The organism is Litoribacillus peritrichatus (genome assembly GCF_039537985.1).
GTDB classification, from domain to species: Bacteria; Pseudomonadota; Gammaproteobacteria; order Pseudomonadales; family Litoribrevibacteraceae; genus Litoribacillus; species Litoribacillus peritrichatus.
Map to the genome: position 1 here is coordinate 79,766 of NZ_BAABBN010000004.1, position 16,040 is coordinate 95,805.

Genomic DNA, 16,040 nt, shown 5'->3' on the forward strand with positions numbered 1-16,040 from the left:
ACTACTGATCCGAAAGTTGCTCGGTGGCTGTATTTATTTTATATGGCTAGGAAGTTTGGCTGTTCTGCTGGTTGGCTTCGAGCGTATTGACTTCTAATTTATTGCCACCAAGGGAATGAGCAATGATTTTCATTTGCTCAAAGGTGTATTCTTTTTTGTCCGCAGGGTCTGTGAGTTCCAGCTCATCCGACTCAATCACCTGAAGGTATAAATAAAGCAGTTCGTCGGCGGGCAGCGCCGAGTACTCTTTTTTCAACCATTCAAAGTAATCCGATGTTTGAGTGGCCGGAAGCTTTTTGAAAACCTCCCTGAATTCTGGAATTTCCACTGGATTAAAGGGGGCGATTTGCTCTTCGTCCGGCAACACCACATCTTCGTCTTTAATATCAATGACATCGGCCAGGTAACTGACGATGTTTCGGTGCAAACCGAGGTTGTGCCTTGCTGCATCAGTGGAAATGACCGGCATCGCCGCATGAATCCGCTGGTCAATTCCCCGCTTACGAACGTTCGCTAAAAGTTTTGAAACGGCGCGGGTCACTTCGGTGTTTTTTCTGAGTTCATCCCGCAGTGGCATCAATAAATCGGTGCTTTTGCGCAGACAGTGCTGGCCAATTTGGTATAGCTCAAGAATTCGGGTTCGTAAATGAATGCAGGTGTTTTGTTCCCGTTTCATTTGTCCTGTGGTGTCCGCGTGCTGAATGATTTGTCGCAGCGCTTCTTCGATGTAATCCAGTGTTAACCGGAATTTACCGTAAATGTCGAGCATATCAAGCATGGGCTCGATGTATTGATCGAAGGCTTCAAGCACGGACGCATATCGCGTTTCGAGGCGAATGGATGATTTCTGTGATTTTGCTTTTTCCACCAGATTCGCAATGGCAATTTCGTTGTAGCGGAAGTGTTTAATGACGGCTCGAATTCGGTCGTCCAAACGATGAAGGTAGCGACGAACCTCGTATGCGTCTTTATCTTCTGCTGACGCCTGTACTTTTTTGATCAGGCGTTCCATGTCGTCAATTAATACTGAAATCTCTTCTGCCAGGCCCAGCTCATGTTCGTCCAGCAGGCTTTGACCAAATTCCAGAATGGGCTGGCTCAATTCATATTCACTGGACTTGGCCAGAGGAATTGCAATTTCAGATGAGACGATGCGTTGTGCTTCTTTGAATGCCTGGTCTGTGGTGAACGAAGGGTTTTGTTGTCGGATCAACCCTTGCAGCACTTGGAAAGTAAAACTGCCCGTTTCACTTCTGATGATCAAAGCCTGAATGGTCGGCCAGTGATCGTATAAACATTGAATAATTCGTTTTGGCGGTATCATGCAATCCGGTGCTTCATTTGTGTCGGTACGAATTCCGAAGTTAAGAGTTTTGTATTTGACCTGCCTATTGTTGGGGTTAATTAAAAAATTTCAATCCTCAAATCAATGGTTTTGTGTGAACGGGCATATTCAGCCATTAGCTTCGGATGAATGGTTGTTTCTGAAATGGCTGAATAGTAATCACTCGACTATGCTGATGGCACTTAAATCAGGGTTGGTTGTCTTATCAAGAGCATGATGCTGTGAAAAAAATAGTTGTTGAATAAATGGTTGATATGTCAATAAAAACCGGGGTTCAGTGATTATTTCAGGAATTGTCACCAAACCTAAAATGCGAACAAAGCATTGACATTCCGTTCGAATTTACTCATCGTGTGCCCACCAAGAATCAAACGAGCGTATGAATTGTACGGTTTTTAAGCGGTTCAGTTCGGTTGATAACACCCTGGTAAGGGAGCTGGAACTCATTGATTATCTTGAGTTTCAGCATAGAGAAGTGCTGGAGGCGGTGGTTTAACTACACGGCTTAGGTCGGTTTTACCTGCTTTCCAGTTTCGACCAAAATAGCTAAAACATAGCGTGGAGATCAGTTGATGATTTACGAAGGTAAAGCCATCACGGTTAAAGAAATCGAAGGCGGCATTTTGCAGCTAAATTTCGATCTTGAAGGTGAGTCGGTTAACAAATTCAACCGTCAAACAATTGAAGATTTGAAAGCTGCGGTAGAAGCAATCCAAGGTCAGAGCGACGTTAAAGGTGTTGTTCTAACAAGTTCAAAAGATGTCTTTATCGTAGGTGCAGACATCACCGAATTTACTGATACTTTCAAGTTGCCAGAAGAAGAATTGGTAGCTGCGAACGTTCAGGTAAACAAGATTTTCTCTTCTGTTGAAGATCTACCTTTCCCAACCGTTGCTGCAATTAACGGCATCGCGCTTGGTGGTGGCTTTGAAGTCTGTCTGACGTGTGACTATCGCGTTATGTCTGAGAAGGCAAAAGTAGGTTTGCCTGAAGTTAAGCTAGGTATCTACCCAGGTTGGGGTGGTACTGTACGTCTTCCTCGTCTGATCGGTGCGGACAACGCAATCGAATGGATCTGTGCAACGAAAGAAAAGAAAGCTGCAGTTGCATTGAAAGAAGGTGCTGTAGACGCTGTTGTTTCTCAGGACAAGCTGCTTGACGCTGCTGTTGACTTGATCAACCGCGCTGCTGAAGGCGAGCTGGACTATAAAGCACGTCGTGCTGAGAAGACTGGCAAGTTGCTTCTGAACCCAATGGAAAGCATGATGGTATTTGAAACTGCTAAAGGTTTCATTGCTGGCCAGACTAAAGGTCAATACCCTGCTCCTATCGAAGCAATCAAGGCGATGCAAAAGCACGCTGGCATGACTCGTGACAAGGCTCTTGAAGTGGAAGCAAAAGGCTTCGCTAAGATGGCTAAGACGAGCATTGCAGAATCTCTAATCGGTTTGTTCTTGAACGATCAGTTGTTGAAGAAGAAAGCGAAAGAAATGCCTAAGACTGAGCCTGTTAAGAAGGCAGCAGTACTTGGTGCAGGCATCATGGGTGGCGGTATCGCTTACCAGTCTGCATTGAAAGGCACGCCAATCATCATGAAAGATATTAACCAAGCGGGTATCGACTTGGGTCTTTCTGAAGCGAACAAGTTGCTTTCTAAGCGCGTTGACAAAGGCCGTATGAAGGCTGACGCGGCTGGTAAAGTACTTAACAACATCATCCCGGCTCTTACTTATTCTGAGTTTGGTGAAGTTGATCTTATCGTTGAAGCGGTTGTTGAAAACCCTAACGTTAAGAAAGCGGTATTGGCTGAAGTTGAAGGTCTTGTATCTGAAGACACTATCATCACTTCAAACACTTCTACTATTTCTATCGATCTTTTGGCTGCTGATCTTAAGCGTCCAGAGAACTTCTGTGGTATGCACTTCTTCAACCCAGTGCACATGATGCCTCTAGTAGAAATTATCCGTGGTGCTAAGACGTCTGACGAAACTGTTGCGAAAGTTGTTGCTTACGCACAGGCAATGGGTAAAACCCCTGTTGTTGTTAACGACTGCCCTGGCTTCTTGGTTAACCGTGTATTGTTCCCATACTTTGGTGGCTTCACTGCGCTAGTGCGCGATGGTGCTGACTTCCAGAAAGTTGACAAAGTAATGGAGAAATTCGGCTGGCCTATGGGTCCTGCTTACTTGCTGGACGTTGTTGGTTTGGACACTGGTGTTCACGCGAACGAAGTGATGGCTGAAGGCTTCCCGGACCGTATGAAGGCTGATTACAAGTCTGCTTTGGAAGTATTGTTCGAAAATGACCGTTACGGTCAGAAGAACGACTCTGGCTTCTACAAGTATGAATTGGACCGTAAAGGCAAGCAAAAGAAAGTTGTTGATGAAACAACTTACGAACTGCTGAAGCCGGTTGTTGCTGATTCTAAAGATTTCTCTGATGAAGAAATCATCGAGCGCGTAATGGTTCCGATGTGTATCGAGACTGTTCGTTGTTTGGAAGAAGGTATTGTTGAAGATCCTGCTGAAGCAGATATGGGTCTAATCTTCGGTATTGGTTTCCCTCCATTCCGTGGCGGTGCATTGCGCTATATCGACTCTTTGGGTCTAGATAAGTTCTGTGAAATCGCTGACAAGTACGCTGACCTAGGCAAGCTGTATCACCCAACTGAAAAGATGCGTGAAATGGCTAAGAAAGGCCAGAAGTACTTCGGCTAATAGACGACCTGGAAATTAATAGGAGAAAATCAATGGGTTATAATCCTAATGATGTAGTAGTAGTCGATTGCGTACGTACGCCTATGGGTCGCTCTAAGGGCGGTGCTTTCCGTAACGTTCGTGCTGAGACTTTGTCTGCTTCACTAATCAACGCTCTTTTCGAGCGTAACCCTAACGCTAACCCGGCTGACGTTGAAGACGTAATCTGGGGTTGTGTTAACCAAACTAAAGAACAAGGCTTTAACGTAGCTCGTCAAATTTCTTTGATGACTTCTGTGCCTAAAGAAGCAGGTGCTTTGACGGTTAACCGTCTGTGTGGTTCTGCAATGTCTGCAATCCATACTGCGGCTCAGGCAATTATGACTGGTAACGGCGATACGTTCGTTGTTGGTGGTGTTGAGCACATGGGTCACGTTGACATGCAGCACGGTTTCGATCACAACCCTGAAGCTTCTAAGTACTCTGCAAAAGCATCGAACATGATGGGTCTTACTGCTGAAATGCTAGGTAAGATGCACGGTATTTCTCGTGAAGCTCAGGACGCGTTTGGTGCTCGTTCACACCGTCTTGCTCACGAAGCTACAGTTGAAGGTCGTTTCGCGAACGAAATCGTTCCTATCGAAGGTCACAATGCTGATGGTTTCAAAGCATTGATCACTGAAGATGAGACAATTCGTCCAGAAACAACAGCAGAGAGCCTAGGCAAGCTGCGTCCTGTATTTAACCCGAAAGGTGGTACTGTGACTGCGGGTACTTCATCTCAGTTGTCTGACGGCGCGTCAGCTATGTTGATGATGTCTTACGCGAAAGCGAAAGAGCTGGGTCTTGAGCCAATGGCTCGCGTTAAGTCTATGGCTGTTGCTGGCTGTGACGCTGCGATCATGGGTTACGGCCCGGTTCCTGCAACTAAGAAAGCACTTAAGCGTGCAGGTCTTACTACTCAAGATATCGACTTCTGGGAATTGAACGAAGCGTTCGCTGCTCAGTCTCTGCCTTGTGTTAAAGATCTTAAGTTGCAAGACGTTGCAGAAGAGAAGATTAACCTGAATGGTGGTGCGATCGCGCTTGGTCACCCACTAGGTTGTTCAGGTGCTCGTATCTCTACAACCCTTCTTCATATCATGAATCAGAAGGGCGGTGCATTAGGTGTTTCTACTATGTGTATCGGTATGGGTCAGGGTGTAGCTACCGTTTGGGAGCGCCTATAATTTAGGTCCTGACTAGCAAAAAAGCCGAGGTCATCCTCGGCTTTTTTGTTTTCGGTTTTTATAATCTTTTCTTGACCCTGCGGTTATTTACCCCTATATATTCGACCAAATAATAATTTTCTGGCCACTTTGTATGCTGGCTGATAGGTGATGAGTAAGGAATTTATGGCGAAATCTCTGGTTATTGTGGAGTCTCCAGCTAAGGCAAAAACGATCAATAAGTATCTGGGCAATGATTACATTGTTAAGTCCAGTGTTGGTCACATCAGGGACTTGCCTACCGGTGCGGGAAATAAAAAGCCGGTTGATACGAAAGCGCGTGCAGCCGAAGCTGCTAAGACGCGTAAGATGGCGCCTGAAGAAAAAGCGATTTACAAAAAGCAAAAATCTCATAACCAATTAATTCAGAAAATGGGAATTAATCCTGAAAAGGATTGGGCAGCGACGTATCAGGTGTTGCCGGGTAAAGAGAAAGTTGTTGATGAATTACAGAAGTTGGCCAAAAACGCTGACCATATCTATCTCGCAACCGATTTGGATAGAGAGGGAGAGGCGATTGCCTGGCATCTTCGAGAAGTGATTGGCGGTGATGAAGACCGTTACAGCCGTGTTACTTTTAACGAAATTACCAAAAGTGCAATTCAGGAGGCCTTTAAAGAGCCGGATGAATTGAATATGGCTCGGGTCAATGCGCAGCAAGCACGACGTTTTCTGGATCGTGTCGTTGGCTTTATGGTGTCGCCATTGTTGTGGAGCAAAATTACCCGAGGATTGTCTGCCGGCCGTGTTCAATCGGTGGCTGTGCGTCTGGTGGTTGAGCGTGAGCGAGAGATTCGGGCGTTTAACCCAGAAGAGTACTGGGATGCGTTTGCTTTGCTGAATAAGCCGTCGGAAGATAATGTTAAATTTCAGGTGGCCAAAGAAAATGGCGAAACCTTCCGGCCGACTAACAAGACGCAGGCTGAAGCCGCAGTTGCCAAGTTGAATAGTTACAACTACCAGGTAACGAAGCGTGAAGATAAGCCGACTAAGTCCAAGCCGAGTGCGCCTTTTATTACCTCAACATTGCAACAGGCTGCGAGTACGCGTCTTGGCTTTGGTGTGAAGAAGACAATGATGATGGCTCAGAGGCTCTATGAGGCGGGTTACATCACTTATATGCGTACTGACTCCACCGCATTGAGCAAAGACGCTGTAGAGGCTTGTCGAGGCTACGTTGAAGATAACTTTGGTAGCAAATACCTGCCGGAAGCACCTAATACATATTCTTCAAAAGAAGGCGCTCAGGAAGCGCACGAAGCAATTCGTCCTTCGGATGTGAATAAAATCGGTTCTTCATTATCCGATATGGAGCGAGATGCTCAGCGATTGTATGAATTAATCTGGCGTCAGTTTGTGGCTTGTCAGATGGTGCCGGCCGAATACACGTCTACTACGATTACTGTCACGGCTGGCGAGTTTGAGTTGAAGACCCGTGGTCGAGTGGTACGTTTTGATGGCTACACCAAAGTGATGCCTCAAATTGCGAAAAAAGATGAAGACATTACGCTTCCGGATCTGAAAAAAGGCGATGATCTGAATCTGGATTCAATTGATGCTAAGCAGCATTTTACCAAGCCAACGGCACGTTTCAGTGAAGCTGCGCTCGTCAAAGAGCTTGAAAAGCAAGGCATTGGTCGACCGTCAACGTATGCCTCTATTATTTCAACGATTCAGGATCGCGGTTATGTTCGCTTAGAGAACAAGCGGTTTTATGCTGAAAAAATGGGCGAAATCGTTACCGACCGCTTGATGGACAGTTTTAACAACCTGATGGATTATGGCTTCACCGCTGGCATGGAAGAACAGTTGGATGATGTGGCCGAAGGCGAGAAGGAGTGGAAAGCGCTTCTCAATGAGTTCTACGGTGATTTCCGTAAGAAACTTGAACATGCTGAGTCTGAAGACGGCATGCGTCCGAATAACCCGACCGAGACTGACATTAAGTGCCCCGATTGTGAGCGAAATATGTTGATCCGAAATGCCACGACCGGAGTGTTTTTGGCGTGTTCAGGTTATGCATTGAAGAAAGATGAACAATGCAAGAAGACGTTAAATCTCGCACCGGGTGATGACGCTGTCGCGGTTTCAGTGGGTGATGAAGACGAAGCCGAATCGTTGGCCTTACGTCAGAAAGAGCGTTGTCCGGTGTGTGACAACGCGATGGAAAGTTACTTAATTGATGAATCTCGTAAGCTTCATATTTGTGGTAATAATCCGGCTTGTTCAGGCTATAAGCTAGAGGCAGGCACTTTTAAAATTAAAGGCTACGATGGGCCGGTACTGGAGTGCGATAAGTGTGCCTCTGAAATGCAATTGAAGACGGGCCGGTTTGGTAAGTACTTTGGTTGTACCAATGAAGAGTGTAAGAACACTCGCAAGCTGCTGAAAAGCGGTGAGCCTGCGCCACCGAAGATGGACCCGGTACCAATGCCAGAATTGAAGTGTCTGAAGGTTGAAGACCATTATATTCTGCGCGACGGTGCGACCGGGATGTTCCTGGCGGCCAGTCAGTTCCCTAAAAATCGTGAAACCCGAGCACCAAAAGTGGTTGAGTTGTTGCCCCATAAATCTGAAATTGATCCTAAGTATCATTTCTTGTTGGAAGGCGAAACCCACGATGAAAATGGAAACGAAGCTCAAATTCGCTTCAGTCGTAAAACCAAACAACAGTATTTGATGACCGAAAATGCAGAAGGTAAAGCCACAGGCTGGACGGCATTTTTCGATCAGGATACTAAGAAATGGACTTACACCGAAACGAAGAAGCCTAAGGCCAAGGCCGCGCCTAAAAAGAAAGCAGCTGCCAAGAAGTAACTGTTGGCTGTGACGGCTAAAAACCAGGGTGGGTGACACTCTGGTTTTTTTTTGCCTGCGGAATCCGGTTTAAAGAAATCTATCCAGTTAATAACAATAACCAAATACTTAAATTGTCGTATTTTGGTATCATTAAACTCATAAGAATTCAGACTGACTATAAGGCTCTGTCAATGTTGATGTTAATCTCTCCGGCGAAGACGCTGGATTATGAAAACCAACCAGTTACTCAAAAGTTCACTCAACCGTTGTTTTTGGAAGATTCAGCTGAATTGATTGATGTACTCAAGCATAAGTCGCCAAATGATATTTCAGAATTGATGAAAATCAGTGCAAAACTGGGCGAGTTGAATGCGAATCGTTATCAGGCCTGGAAAGCGCCATTTAACGATGTTGATTTTGAGACCTTAGAAGCCAAGCAGGCAGTGTTTGCGTTTAAGGGCGATGTCTACACGGGTCTGGATGCCGAAACCCTTGATGCGGCTCAGCAGGCGTTTGCTCAAAAGCATTTACGGATATTGTCCGGCTTATACGGTGTGCTTCGCCCTCTGGATCTGATGCGAGCTTATCGCTTGGAAATGGGCACTAAACTGGATAATGGCCGGGGCAAAAATTTATATGAGTTCTGGGCTGATAAGCCGGTTGAGTACATTAATGGTCAGCTGGCTGAATTGGGCTCGGAAGAACTGGTCAATCTGGCCTCCAATGAATATTTTAAATCGGTGAATACCAAGAAACTGGCAGGTAAATTGATCACGCCGACGTTTAAAGATGAAAAGAACGGTAAATATAAAATTATCAGTTTCTATGCAAAGAAAGCACGAGGGTTGATGGTACGTTATGCCATTGATCATCAAGTGACTAAAGCAGAAGAGCTGAAGCGCTTTGATTATCAGGGCTATCAATACGCGCCGGAAGAATCGTCCGATAAAGAATGGGTGTTTAAGAGAGCTGAGTCTGCGCAGTGATTTTTTCACCGTGATTCGTTAAAACAAAAAAAGAGGCCGTTGCGGCCTCTTTTTTGTTGAGCTTACTGAAAACTTTTAAAGTTTCAGTGCCCGACCGTTATCTGCAACCTGTGGGGTTAGGCTCAATATGTCGATTAATATTTCACTGGATTCAACCAAAGCGGCATCATCCTGAGCTGGTTTCTTATCCGTGCTTTCTTGGTTGCTATTGAACTCATTCATTTCTTCCACGGTTTTAAAGGCAGCTTCTCCTTTCGCTTTTCTTCGTTGATTTTCCAGTTCAAGCGAAGTCAGCTCGAGTGACTCACGTTCTGCTTTTCGCTCTTGTTCGTTCAGCGATACATGCTCTTTTTCACGTTGTTCGTTGATTCGCTCAATCTGTTTGTTGAGGTACTGGAAGTCCGGGTTGCTTTCAATACGGCGCTGATGGCGAGCATCCAGAGTGCTGATCAAGCCTGAGAAGTCACCGTATTTTTTGTGGTGAATCGGACGAATAGTATCCCATGGCAAAGCATTTTCCAGAGAACTTTCACCAACTACGTCCTTGTCATACAGGCTTGGGTAGATGATGTCAGGAATGACCCCTTGCTCTTGCGTGCTTTGACCGGAGATTCGGTAGAACTTCGCCTGAGTAAGTTTGAGCTCACCATGACGTAGACGCTGAAGAGACTGAACGGTTCCTTTACCGAAGGTTTGGCCGCCGACAATAATTGCTCGTTTGTAGTCTTGCATGGCGCCAGCGAAAATTTCAGACGCCGATGCGCTCAAACGGTTAACCAGCACGGTCATTGGCCCGTTGTAATAAACATTCGGGTCGTCGTTGGTGTGTACTTCCACTTTTTGATCGGTGTAGCGTACCTGAACGGCCGGGCCTTGTTTAATGAACAAACCCGTCAACTCTCTGGCTTCAAACAGTGAACCACCGCCGTTGTTTCTGAGATCGATCACTAAACCGTCGATGCCTTCCTGCTCAAGTTCACCAATCAGACGTTTAACATCACGGGAGGTACTTTTGTAGTTCGGGTCGCGCTTTCGGTAGGCTTCAAAATCCATATAAAAAGTGGGGATGTTAATGACGCCGATTTTATAGCTTTCACCGTTTCTGGTTAACTCGATGATGTCTTTTTGAGCGGATTGCTCTTCTAATTTAACCTTGTTACGAACAATTGAAATCGTTTTGGTTTGGGTAATGTCGCTGGCACTGGCGGGAATGATTTCAAGGCGTACTGTGGTATCACGTTTTCCTCGGATTTTTTTAACCACGTCGTCCAGTCGTTCACCGACAACGTCAACCATTTCTCCGGTTTCATCCTGTCCAACACTGACAATGCGGTCGCCAGGCTTTAACTCACCGGCTTTGTCTGCCGGACCCGCCGCAATCAGGCGAACAACCTTGGTGAATTCATTGTCACTTTGTAACACGGCGCCGATTCCCTCCAGAGACAAACTCATGTTGATGTCGAAGTTTTCAGCATCACGAGGGGAAAGGTAGTTTGTGTGAGGATCAAACGTCATGGTAAAGGCGTTCATGTAGAGCTCGAACACATCTTCTGATTTGGTTTGACCTGCTCGATGCAGTTGGTTCTTAAAGCGCTTTTGAAGTGTTTCGGTGGCTTCTTCTACCGTTTTACCGGCCAGCTTTAACCCCAATAATGAGTTTTTAATTCGCTTTTTCCAGAGTTCGTCCAACTCTTCATCCGTTTCTGCCCACTTTGCGTCTTCGCGATCTATGACTAGGCTTTCTTTTTTCTCAAAGTCCCAGATGCTGGCTTCTTTTGCGAGTAACTCCTGCACCCAAACCATGCGATGAATCATTTTATTCTGATACTGATTGAATATATCAAACGCAGCACTGAGATCATTTGTCAGTAGGGCGTTGTCCAGGTTTAAGCGATACTTTTGGAAAGCTTTAATCTCGGACTTAGTCCAGTAAAGTTTATTGGGGTCCAGGCTTTTCAGATAACTGTCAAACATGTGGCTGGACAACGTATCGTCAATCGTAGGGCTGCTGTAATGGCCTTTTAACAGGCTTAAAACAATTTCACGATTGGTTTTAGGGTGAATATTGTCTGGGGATAATGTGGTTAAGTAGTCTTTAACTTCAATACTGTCGCTGATGGCTGCGGTAGTGGTTTCGCTGTACGAAGCCGCGCCAAGTGCAAAAGAAAGCATCAAAGCCGAGAGGGTGGAACGTCTGATCAATGTGCCAAATTTCAAAGTCATTTAATAATACCGGTATTTTTTACTTGTTGTGTCCATATTACAGATAGATTAGACGAGGGCAAATAAAGTTCCTGTTTTTCATCGCAATTATCGTTTGCTGTCTAAACTTGAGGTATAGATCGTTGCTTTTTAGGGGGGAGATATGCCGTGGTTTGAACTGACTTTGACGGAAGAAGAGATTGCAAAACGCGCTGACCTGAACTTAGAACGTGAGTTTAATGTGGTGTTGGCAGAAATTGAAGCGAACCGTTGTTTGGCTATGTATCGGGATGCCCAACATCAAAACGTCTTTTATATCGGTTGCGATACGGCTTGTCAGTTATTGCATGGTTTGATTGTTTTTTATCATGGTAAACCCTGTGAAAAGCCAAATTTAGTTGATCTGCATTCAGTCACAGGGCATTTTGATGATCATCTGGTCGAACAGATTCTCTAATCAACTTATAATGGCCAGAAGTCGTATCAGAAAGTAAGGCATTTATTTTCTGAGTTCCGGGTCAACTATGGGTAGAAATGTATGGCGGATAAAGCATCAAATTGGATTCCACTTACCAATGAAAAATTATTCTTTGCTCAAGTGATTTTATCTTATTACCAAACCGAGCAACAAAAGCAGTCGACGTTTGGTAAGAACACATTAGCCGGGCTGGCAGAGAGTGCTATTGCTCATTTGTATAATGCTTATACCGGGCTTCTGTGTGAATTGGCAGCTGAGCACAATCTGGTTTTTCAGCCAGAGTCGATTACACTCAATGAATTGAATGAATCATTGATGACCAGAGATAACGGGCGCAGAGACATTGCAGAGTTATTGGCACTGGTTGAAGATCAAAACTCCTGGCTTTCCGGCTTACTGAGCCGATATCGCAATCGCTTTATTTCGAAGCAGCAGAAATCGGAATACAAAGCTGAGGAGCCTCAGTTGATTAATGCAATATCGGTACAGTCGGTTGAAGATGCTCATAGCGAATTTGACATACAGGCTGCGTATCAATCATTAAAAGCGTTGGTGGAGTCGATCAGAAGCTATCGGATTGAAGATTAACCATGGACTTTTTCCTGGTTCATACCGGAACTCTTATTAAAGCTAGATTACTAAAATGATGTTTGATATCAATCTGAGCTGCTGAGAAAACAACCAAAAGCTGGTATCATCCGCCCATAAATGACTAGGAGCCAGATATGACCACCTCTTTTTTAGAAATTATTGAGCTTTCAGATGGTGATGTTGCTCTTCAAAAAGCAGACAGTGAAGATGAGCAGTTAGTGACAATCCACTTTTCTGACGAAGCCAAAGCCATGCTCCAGGGCGATTATGTTCAAATTGCCAAAGGTATGATTCAGGCAGGCTTACAGATTGTCGGTCGCATGCAGGAAGAAGCAGAACAGTTGGAAGAAGCTCCAAAGATTGTGCATTAATTGCTCATCTTTTTAATTTAAAACAGCCAATTCAAAGCCTTTTGATTTGGCTTAAATCCCGTACCCATTTCGATTGCCGTATCCCTATATGAAAACTGAATTACTCTCCCCAGCAGGTTCATTAAAAGCCATGCGTAATGCATACGCGTATGGTGCTGACGCTGTGTATGCCGGCCAGCCTCGGTACAGTTTGCGCGTCCGAAATAATGATTTCTCCACCCTTGATGCGTTGAAACAAGGCATTGATGAAGCGCATGCGCTGAATAAGAAATTTTATTTGGCGGCGAATATTGCTCCGCATAATTCCAAAGTGAAAACTTTCCTGAGGGACATTCAGCCTGTTATTGAGCTGAATCCGGATGCCCTGATTATGTCTGACCCTGGCTTAATCATGATGGTGAGAGAGCATTTCCCGGACATGCCTGTCCATTTGTCGGTTCAGGCGAACGTTGTGAATTATGCGGGAGTTAAGTTTTGGCATAAGCAAGGGATTGAGCGCGTTATTTTGTCTCGTGAGCTTTCACTGGATGAAATTGAAGAGATACGGATGCAATGCCCGGAAATGGAACTGGAGGTGTTTGTTCACGGCGCTTTGTGCATTGCTTATTCCGGTCGCTGTTTGTTGTCGGGATATTTCAACAAACGAGACCCAAACCAAGGTTCTTGCACGAATGCGTGTCGTTGGAAGTATCAGCTTCATGATGCCAAAGAAACGGACACCGGTGATATCATTGCCAGTGATGCAGCGGTTCAGCAACATGCCGAAGAGTCTGCGGTGAATGAAGTTGATCCTGCTGCGTTTAAGCCATCATTGTCTTCCGATTTTGATCCGCACGTGGACGGCCTGGAAAATGAAACCTTCTTACTGCAAGAAGCGTCCCGACCTGGTGAGTACATGCCCATTTATGAGGATGAGCATGGCACTTATATTATGAACTCCCGAGACTTGCGCGCAGTTCAGCACGTTGAGCGTCTGGTTAAAATGGGCATTCATTCTTTAAAAATTGAAGGTCGTACTAAATCCCCTTATTACGCAGCAAGAACCGCTCAGGCTTATCGTAAAGCCATTGATGATGCAGAGGCGGGCCGCTCGTTTGATATGGGGCTGATGGATGAACTGGAAGGTTTGGCCAGTAGAGGTTACACCGAGGGTTTCTATCGACGCCATGTTCATGATCAGTATCAAAACTATGAAACCGGAAACTCAGTGGGTGATAAACAGCAATTTGTGGGTGAAATTGCCAGCGCTGAAAATGGTCAATTGAAAATCAATGTTAAGAATAAATTCAGTGTGGGCGATAAGCTGGAGGTGGTTAAGCCTTCCGGTAATGTGCCGTTTGATTTAACTGAGATTCTCAATAAGAAGGGGGAGTCGGTAGACTCTGCACCAGGTTCTGGCCATGTGGTGGACATTCCTGTGCCGGAAGGGGTCAATCAAGAAGACCCTCAACTGGAAGAGTTTGGTATGTTAATCCGCTATCTCTGATTGTTTTGTAAACGCTCAGAAATTCCTGAAAAAGCCTATGCTTTTAACAAAGCGTAGGCTTTTTTTTGGGGTTTTGGGAGCTCGGAATGCCTCGTCCTGAGAGTGTTTCGTTCGTCTTGTTTAAGAAAATATTAATAAATTATTTATCTTTTAAAACAATTAGTTAGTTGGTTGTTTTGGGGGTGGGTCGGGAAGGTCGGTTTGCGGAAATACTCAGAAAATCGTATTATGTTTTTAATTGAACGGTTAATTAAAAATAAATTTAGCGGCTGAATTTATGCATTCGGCCCTGAGTGTTTTACGTTATGGAGTGTAGTAAATGGCCTTAAATCGTTACCAGAATTTTGTCGACGGCCGTTATCTCCGAAATCAAAGTGGCGAGTTTTTCGAAGTCATTAATCCGGCCACAGGTAAGGTAGAATACGAAGCCGAAGTTGCGGATTGTTTAATTCAGGATTTAGCGATTGCCAGTGCCCAAAAGGGGTTCCAGACTTGGTCTGCAATGACGGCTACGGAGCGCAGCCGTATTTTATTAAATGCAGTGCGTTTGTTGCGGGAAAGAAACGATCAGCTTGCAGAAATCGAAGTTATTGATACCGGCAAGCCCTGGCAGGAAGCCTCTGAGGTGGATGTTGTCACAGGGGCCGATTCCATTGAGTTTTTCGCAGGTATTGCTCCGTCCTTAGAAGGCAATCAACAAACTCTGGGCGATGATTTTTATTATACCCGCAGAGAACCGTTGGGCATTTGTGCCGGCATCGGGGCTTGGAATTACCCTCTTCAAATTGCGTGTTGGAAGGCCGCTCCGGCATTGGCTTCTGGCAATGTGATGATTTTTAAACCTTCTGAAGAAACACCATTAGGTGCATTAAAACTGGCTGAAATTTTCATTGAAGCCGGCGTACCGGCAGGCGTGTTCAATGTGGTACTGGGCGCGGCGGATGTCGGTATTTGGTTAACCCACCATCCCGACATTGCGAAAGTTTCTTTTACCGGTGAAGTGGGCACGGGCAAAAAAGTGATGGCCGCTGCGGCTTCTTCATTAAAAGATGTCACGATGGAACTTGGCGGTAAGTCGCCTTTGATTGTTTTTGAAGATGCCGACCTGGATCAGGCGGTTTCCGGGGCCATGCTAGGTAACTTCTATACTCAGGGTGAGGTGTGCACTAACGGTACTCGGGTGTTTGTGCACCAAAGTATTTACGATGAGTTTATTAAAAAGCTGGTGGATCGCATCCAACGAAATATCATTGCTGGTGACCCGATGAATCCGGAGACAAACTTTGGTGCATTAATCTCGTCAAAGCATCGCCAGCTGGTGCTTGATTATATTGAGAAAGCCAAAGAAGAAGGGGCTACCTTGTTAACCGGAGGGGCTGCGCTGTCACCGGAGTCGGCACCGGATGGCTTTTTTGTCGCTCCGACTGTGTTTACGGACTGTCATGATGATATGACCATCGTAAAAGAAGAAATTTTTGGTCCTGTGATGTCTGTGCTTACCTTTACCGAAGAGGATGAGGTCATTGCCCGAGCCAATGATACGGAGCTGGGCCTGGCGGCTGGCGTTTTCACTCAGAATATTACCCGTGCTCACCGGGTTGTTCATAAAATTCAGGCAGGCATTTGTTGGATCAACAATTACGGTGCTTCACCTGCTGAAATGCCGGTAGGTGGTTACAAATTATCTGGAATTGGTCGTGAAAACGGGACCGAAACATTGAAGCATTATACTCAGCTGAAATCTGTCTATGTGGGATTAAGCCCATTGGAGAGCCCGTTTTAAGTAGCCTGGTTGTTATTTGAAGCTATTTTTAAGAT

11 protein-coding genes are annotated in these 16,040 nt (G+C 45.3%); 9 read left to right on the top strand and 2 right to left on the bottom strand.

The features are described 5' to 3' along the window. Positions 1-46: 46 nt before the first annotated feature. On the bottom strand, positions 47-1,324 hold the full coding sequence (locus tag ABD744_RS01585) for a hypothetical protein (protein WP_344794761.1): 1,278 nt from the start codon (positions 1,322-1,324) through the stop codon (positions 47-49). Between the two features lie 593 nt (positions 1,325-1,917). On the opposite strand from ABD744_RS01585, the gene fadB reads away from it, so the two are divergent. The 4 genes from fadB (at position 1,918) to yaaA (ending at position 9,094) form a co-directional block, all read left to right on the top strand. Further along, a complete protein-coding gene (fadB, locus tag ABD744_RS01590) occupies positions 1,918-4,062 on the top strand; it encodes a fatty acid oxidation complex subunit alpha FadB (RefSeq protein ID WP_344794763.1) in 2,145 nt (714 codons plus the stop codon). A gap of 32 nt (positions 4,063-4,094) precedes the next feature. Beyond that, positions 4,095-5,270 carry an acetyl-CoA C-acyltransferase FadA gene (gene fadA, locus ABD744_RS01595; RefSeq protein ID WP_344794765.1) on the top strand — a complete coding sequence of 392 codons (1,176 nt, stop codon included), beginning with the start codon at positions 4,095-4,097 and terminating at the stop codon, positions 5,268-5,270. 165 nt (positions 5,271-5,435) lie between these two features. Beyond that, on the top strand, positions 5,436-8,126 hold the full coding sequence (topA, locus tag ABD744_RS01600; RefSeq protein WP_344794767.1) for a type I DNA topoisomerase: 2,691 nt from the start codon (positions 5,436-5,438) through the stop codon (positions 8,124-8,126). A 173-nt stretch (positions 8,127-8,299) separates the two neighbouring features. Further along, positions 8,300-9,094: a peroxide stress protein YaaA gene (gene yaaA, locus ABD744_RS01605; protein WP_344794769.1), complete on the top strand. Its 795-nt coding sequence runs from the start codon at positions 8,300-8,302 to the stop codon at positions 9,092-9,094. A 75-nt stretch (positions 9,095-9,169) separates the two neighbouring features. On the opposite strand, the gene ABD744_RS01610 is transcribed toward yaaA, so the two are convergent. After that, positions 9,170-11,317 (bottom strand): carboxy terminal-processing peptidase, encoded by a 2,148-nt coding sequence (locus ABD744_RS01610; protein ID WP_344794771.1) that lies wholly within the window; start codon positions 11,315-11,317, stop codon positions 9,170-9,172. A 142-nt stretch (positions 11,318-11,459) separates the two neighbouring features. On the opposite strand from ABD744_RS01610, the gene ABD744_RS01615 reads away from it, so the two are divergent. The 5 genes from ABD744_RS01615 to betB all read left to right on the top strand — a co-directional run bounded on the left by ABD744_RS01615 (position 11,460) and on the right by betB (position 16,005). Further along, complete coding sequence (locus ABD744_RS01615) at positions 11,460-11,753, top strand: hypothetical protein (protein WP_344794773.1); 294 nt, start codon at positions 11,460-11,462, stop codon at positions 11,751-11,753. Positions 11,754-11,834: 81 nt separating this feature from the next. Further along, positions 11,835-12,362 (top strand): DUF6586 family protein, encoded by a 528-nt coding sequence (locus ABD744_RS01620; protein ID WP_344794775.1) that lies wholly within the window; start codon positions 11,835-11,837, stop codon positions 12,360-12,362. A 137-nt stretch (positions 12,363-12,499) separates the two neighbouring features. Beyond that, positions 12,500-12,736: a hypothetical protein gene (locus tag ABD744_RS01625; RefSeq protein WP_344794777.1), complete on the top strand. Its 237-nt coding sequence runs from the start codon at positions 12,500-12,502 to the stop codon at positions 12,734-12,736. Between the two features lie 88 nt (positions 12,737-12,824). After that, entirely contained in the window at positions 12,825-14,222 is a 1,398-nt protein-coding gene (trhP, locus tag ABD744_RS01630) for a prephenate-dependent tRNA uridine(34) hydroxylase TrhP (RefSeq protein ID WP_344794779.1), read from the top strand. A gap of 319 nt (positions 14,223-14,541) precedes the next feature. Then, complete coding sequence (gene betB / locus ABD744_RS01635) at positions 14,542-16,005, top strand: betaine-aldehyde dehydrogenase (protein ID WP_344794781.1); 1,464 nt, start codon at positions 14,542-14,544, stop codon at positions 16,003-16,005. The last annotated feature ends 35 nt before the right edge of the window (positions 16,006-16,040 follow it).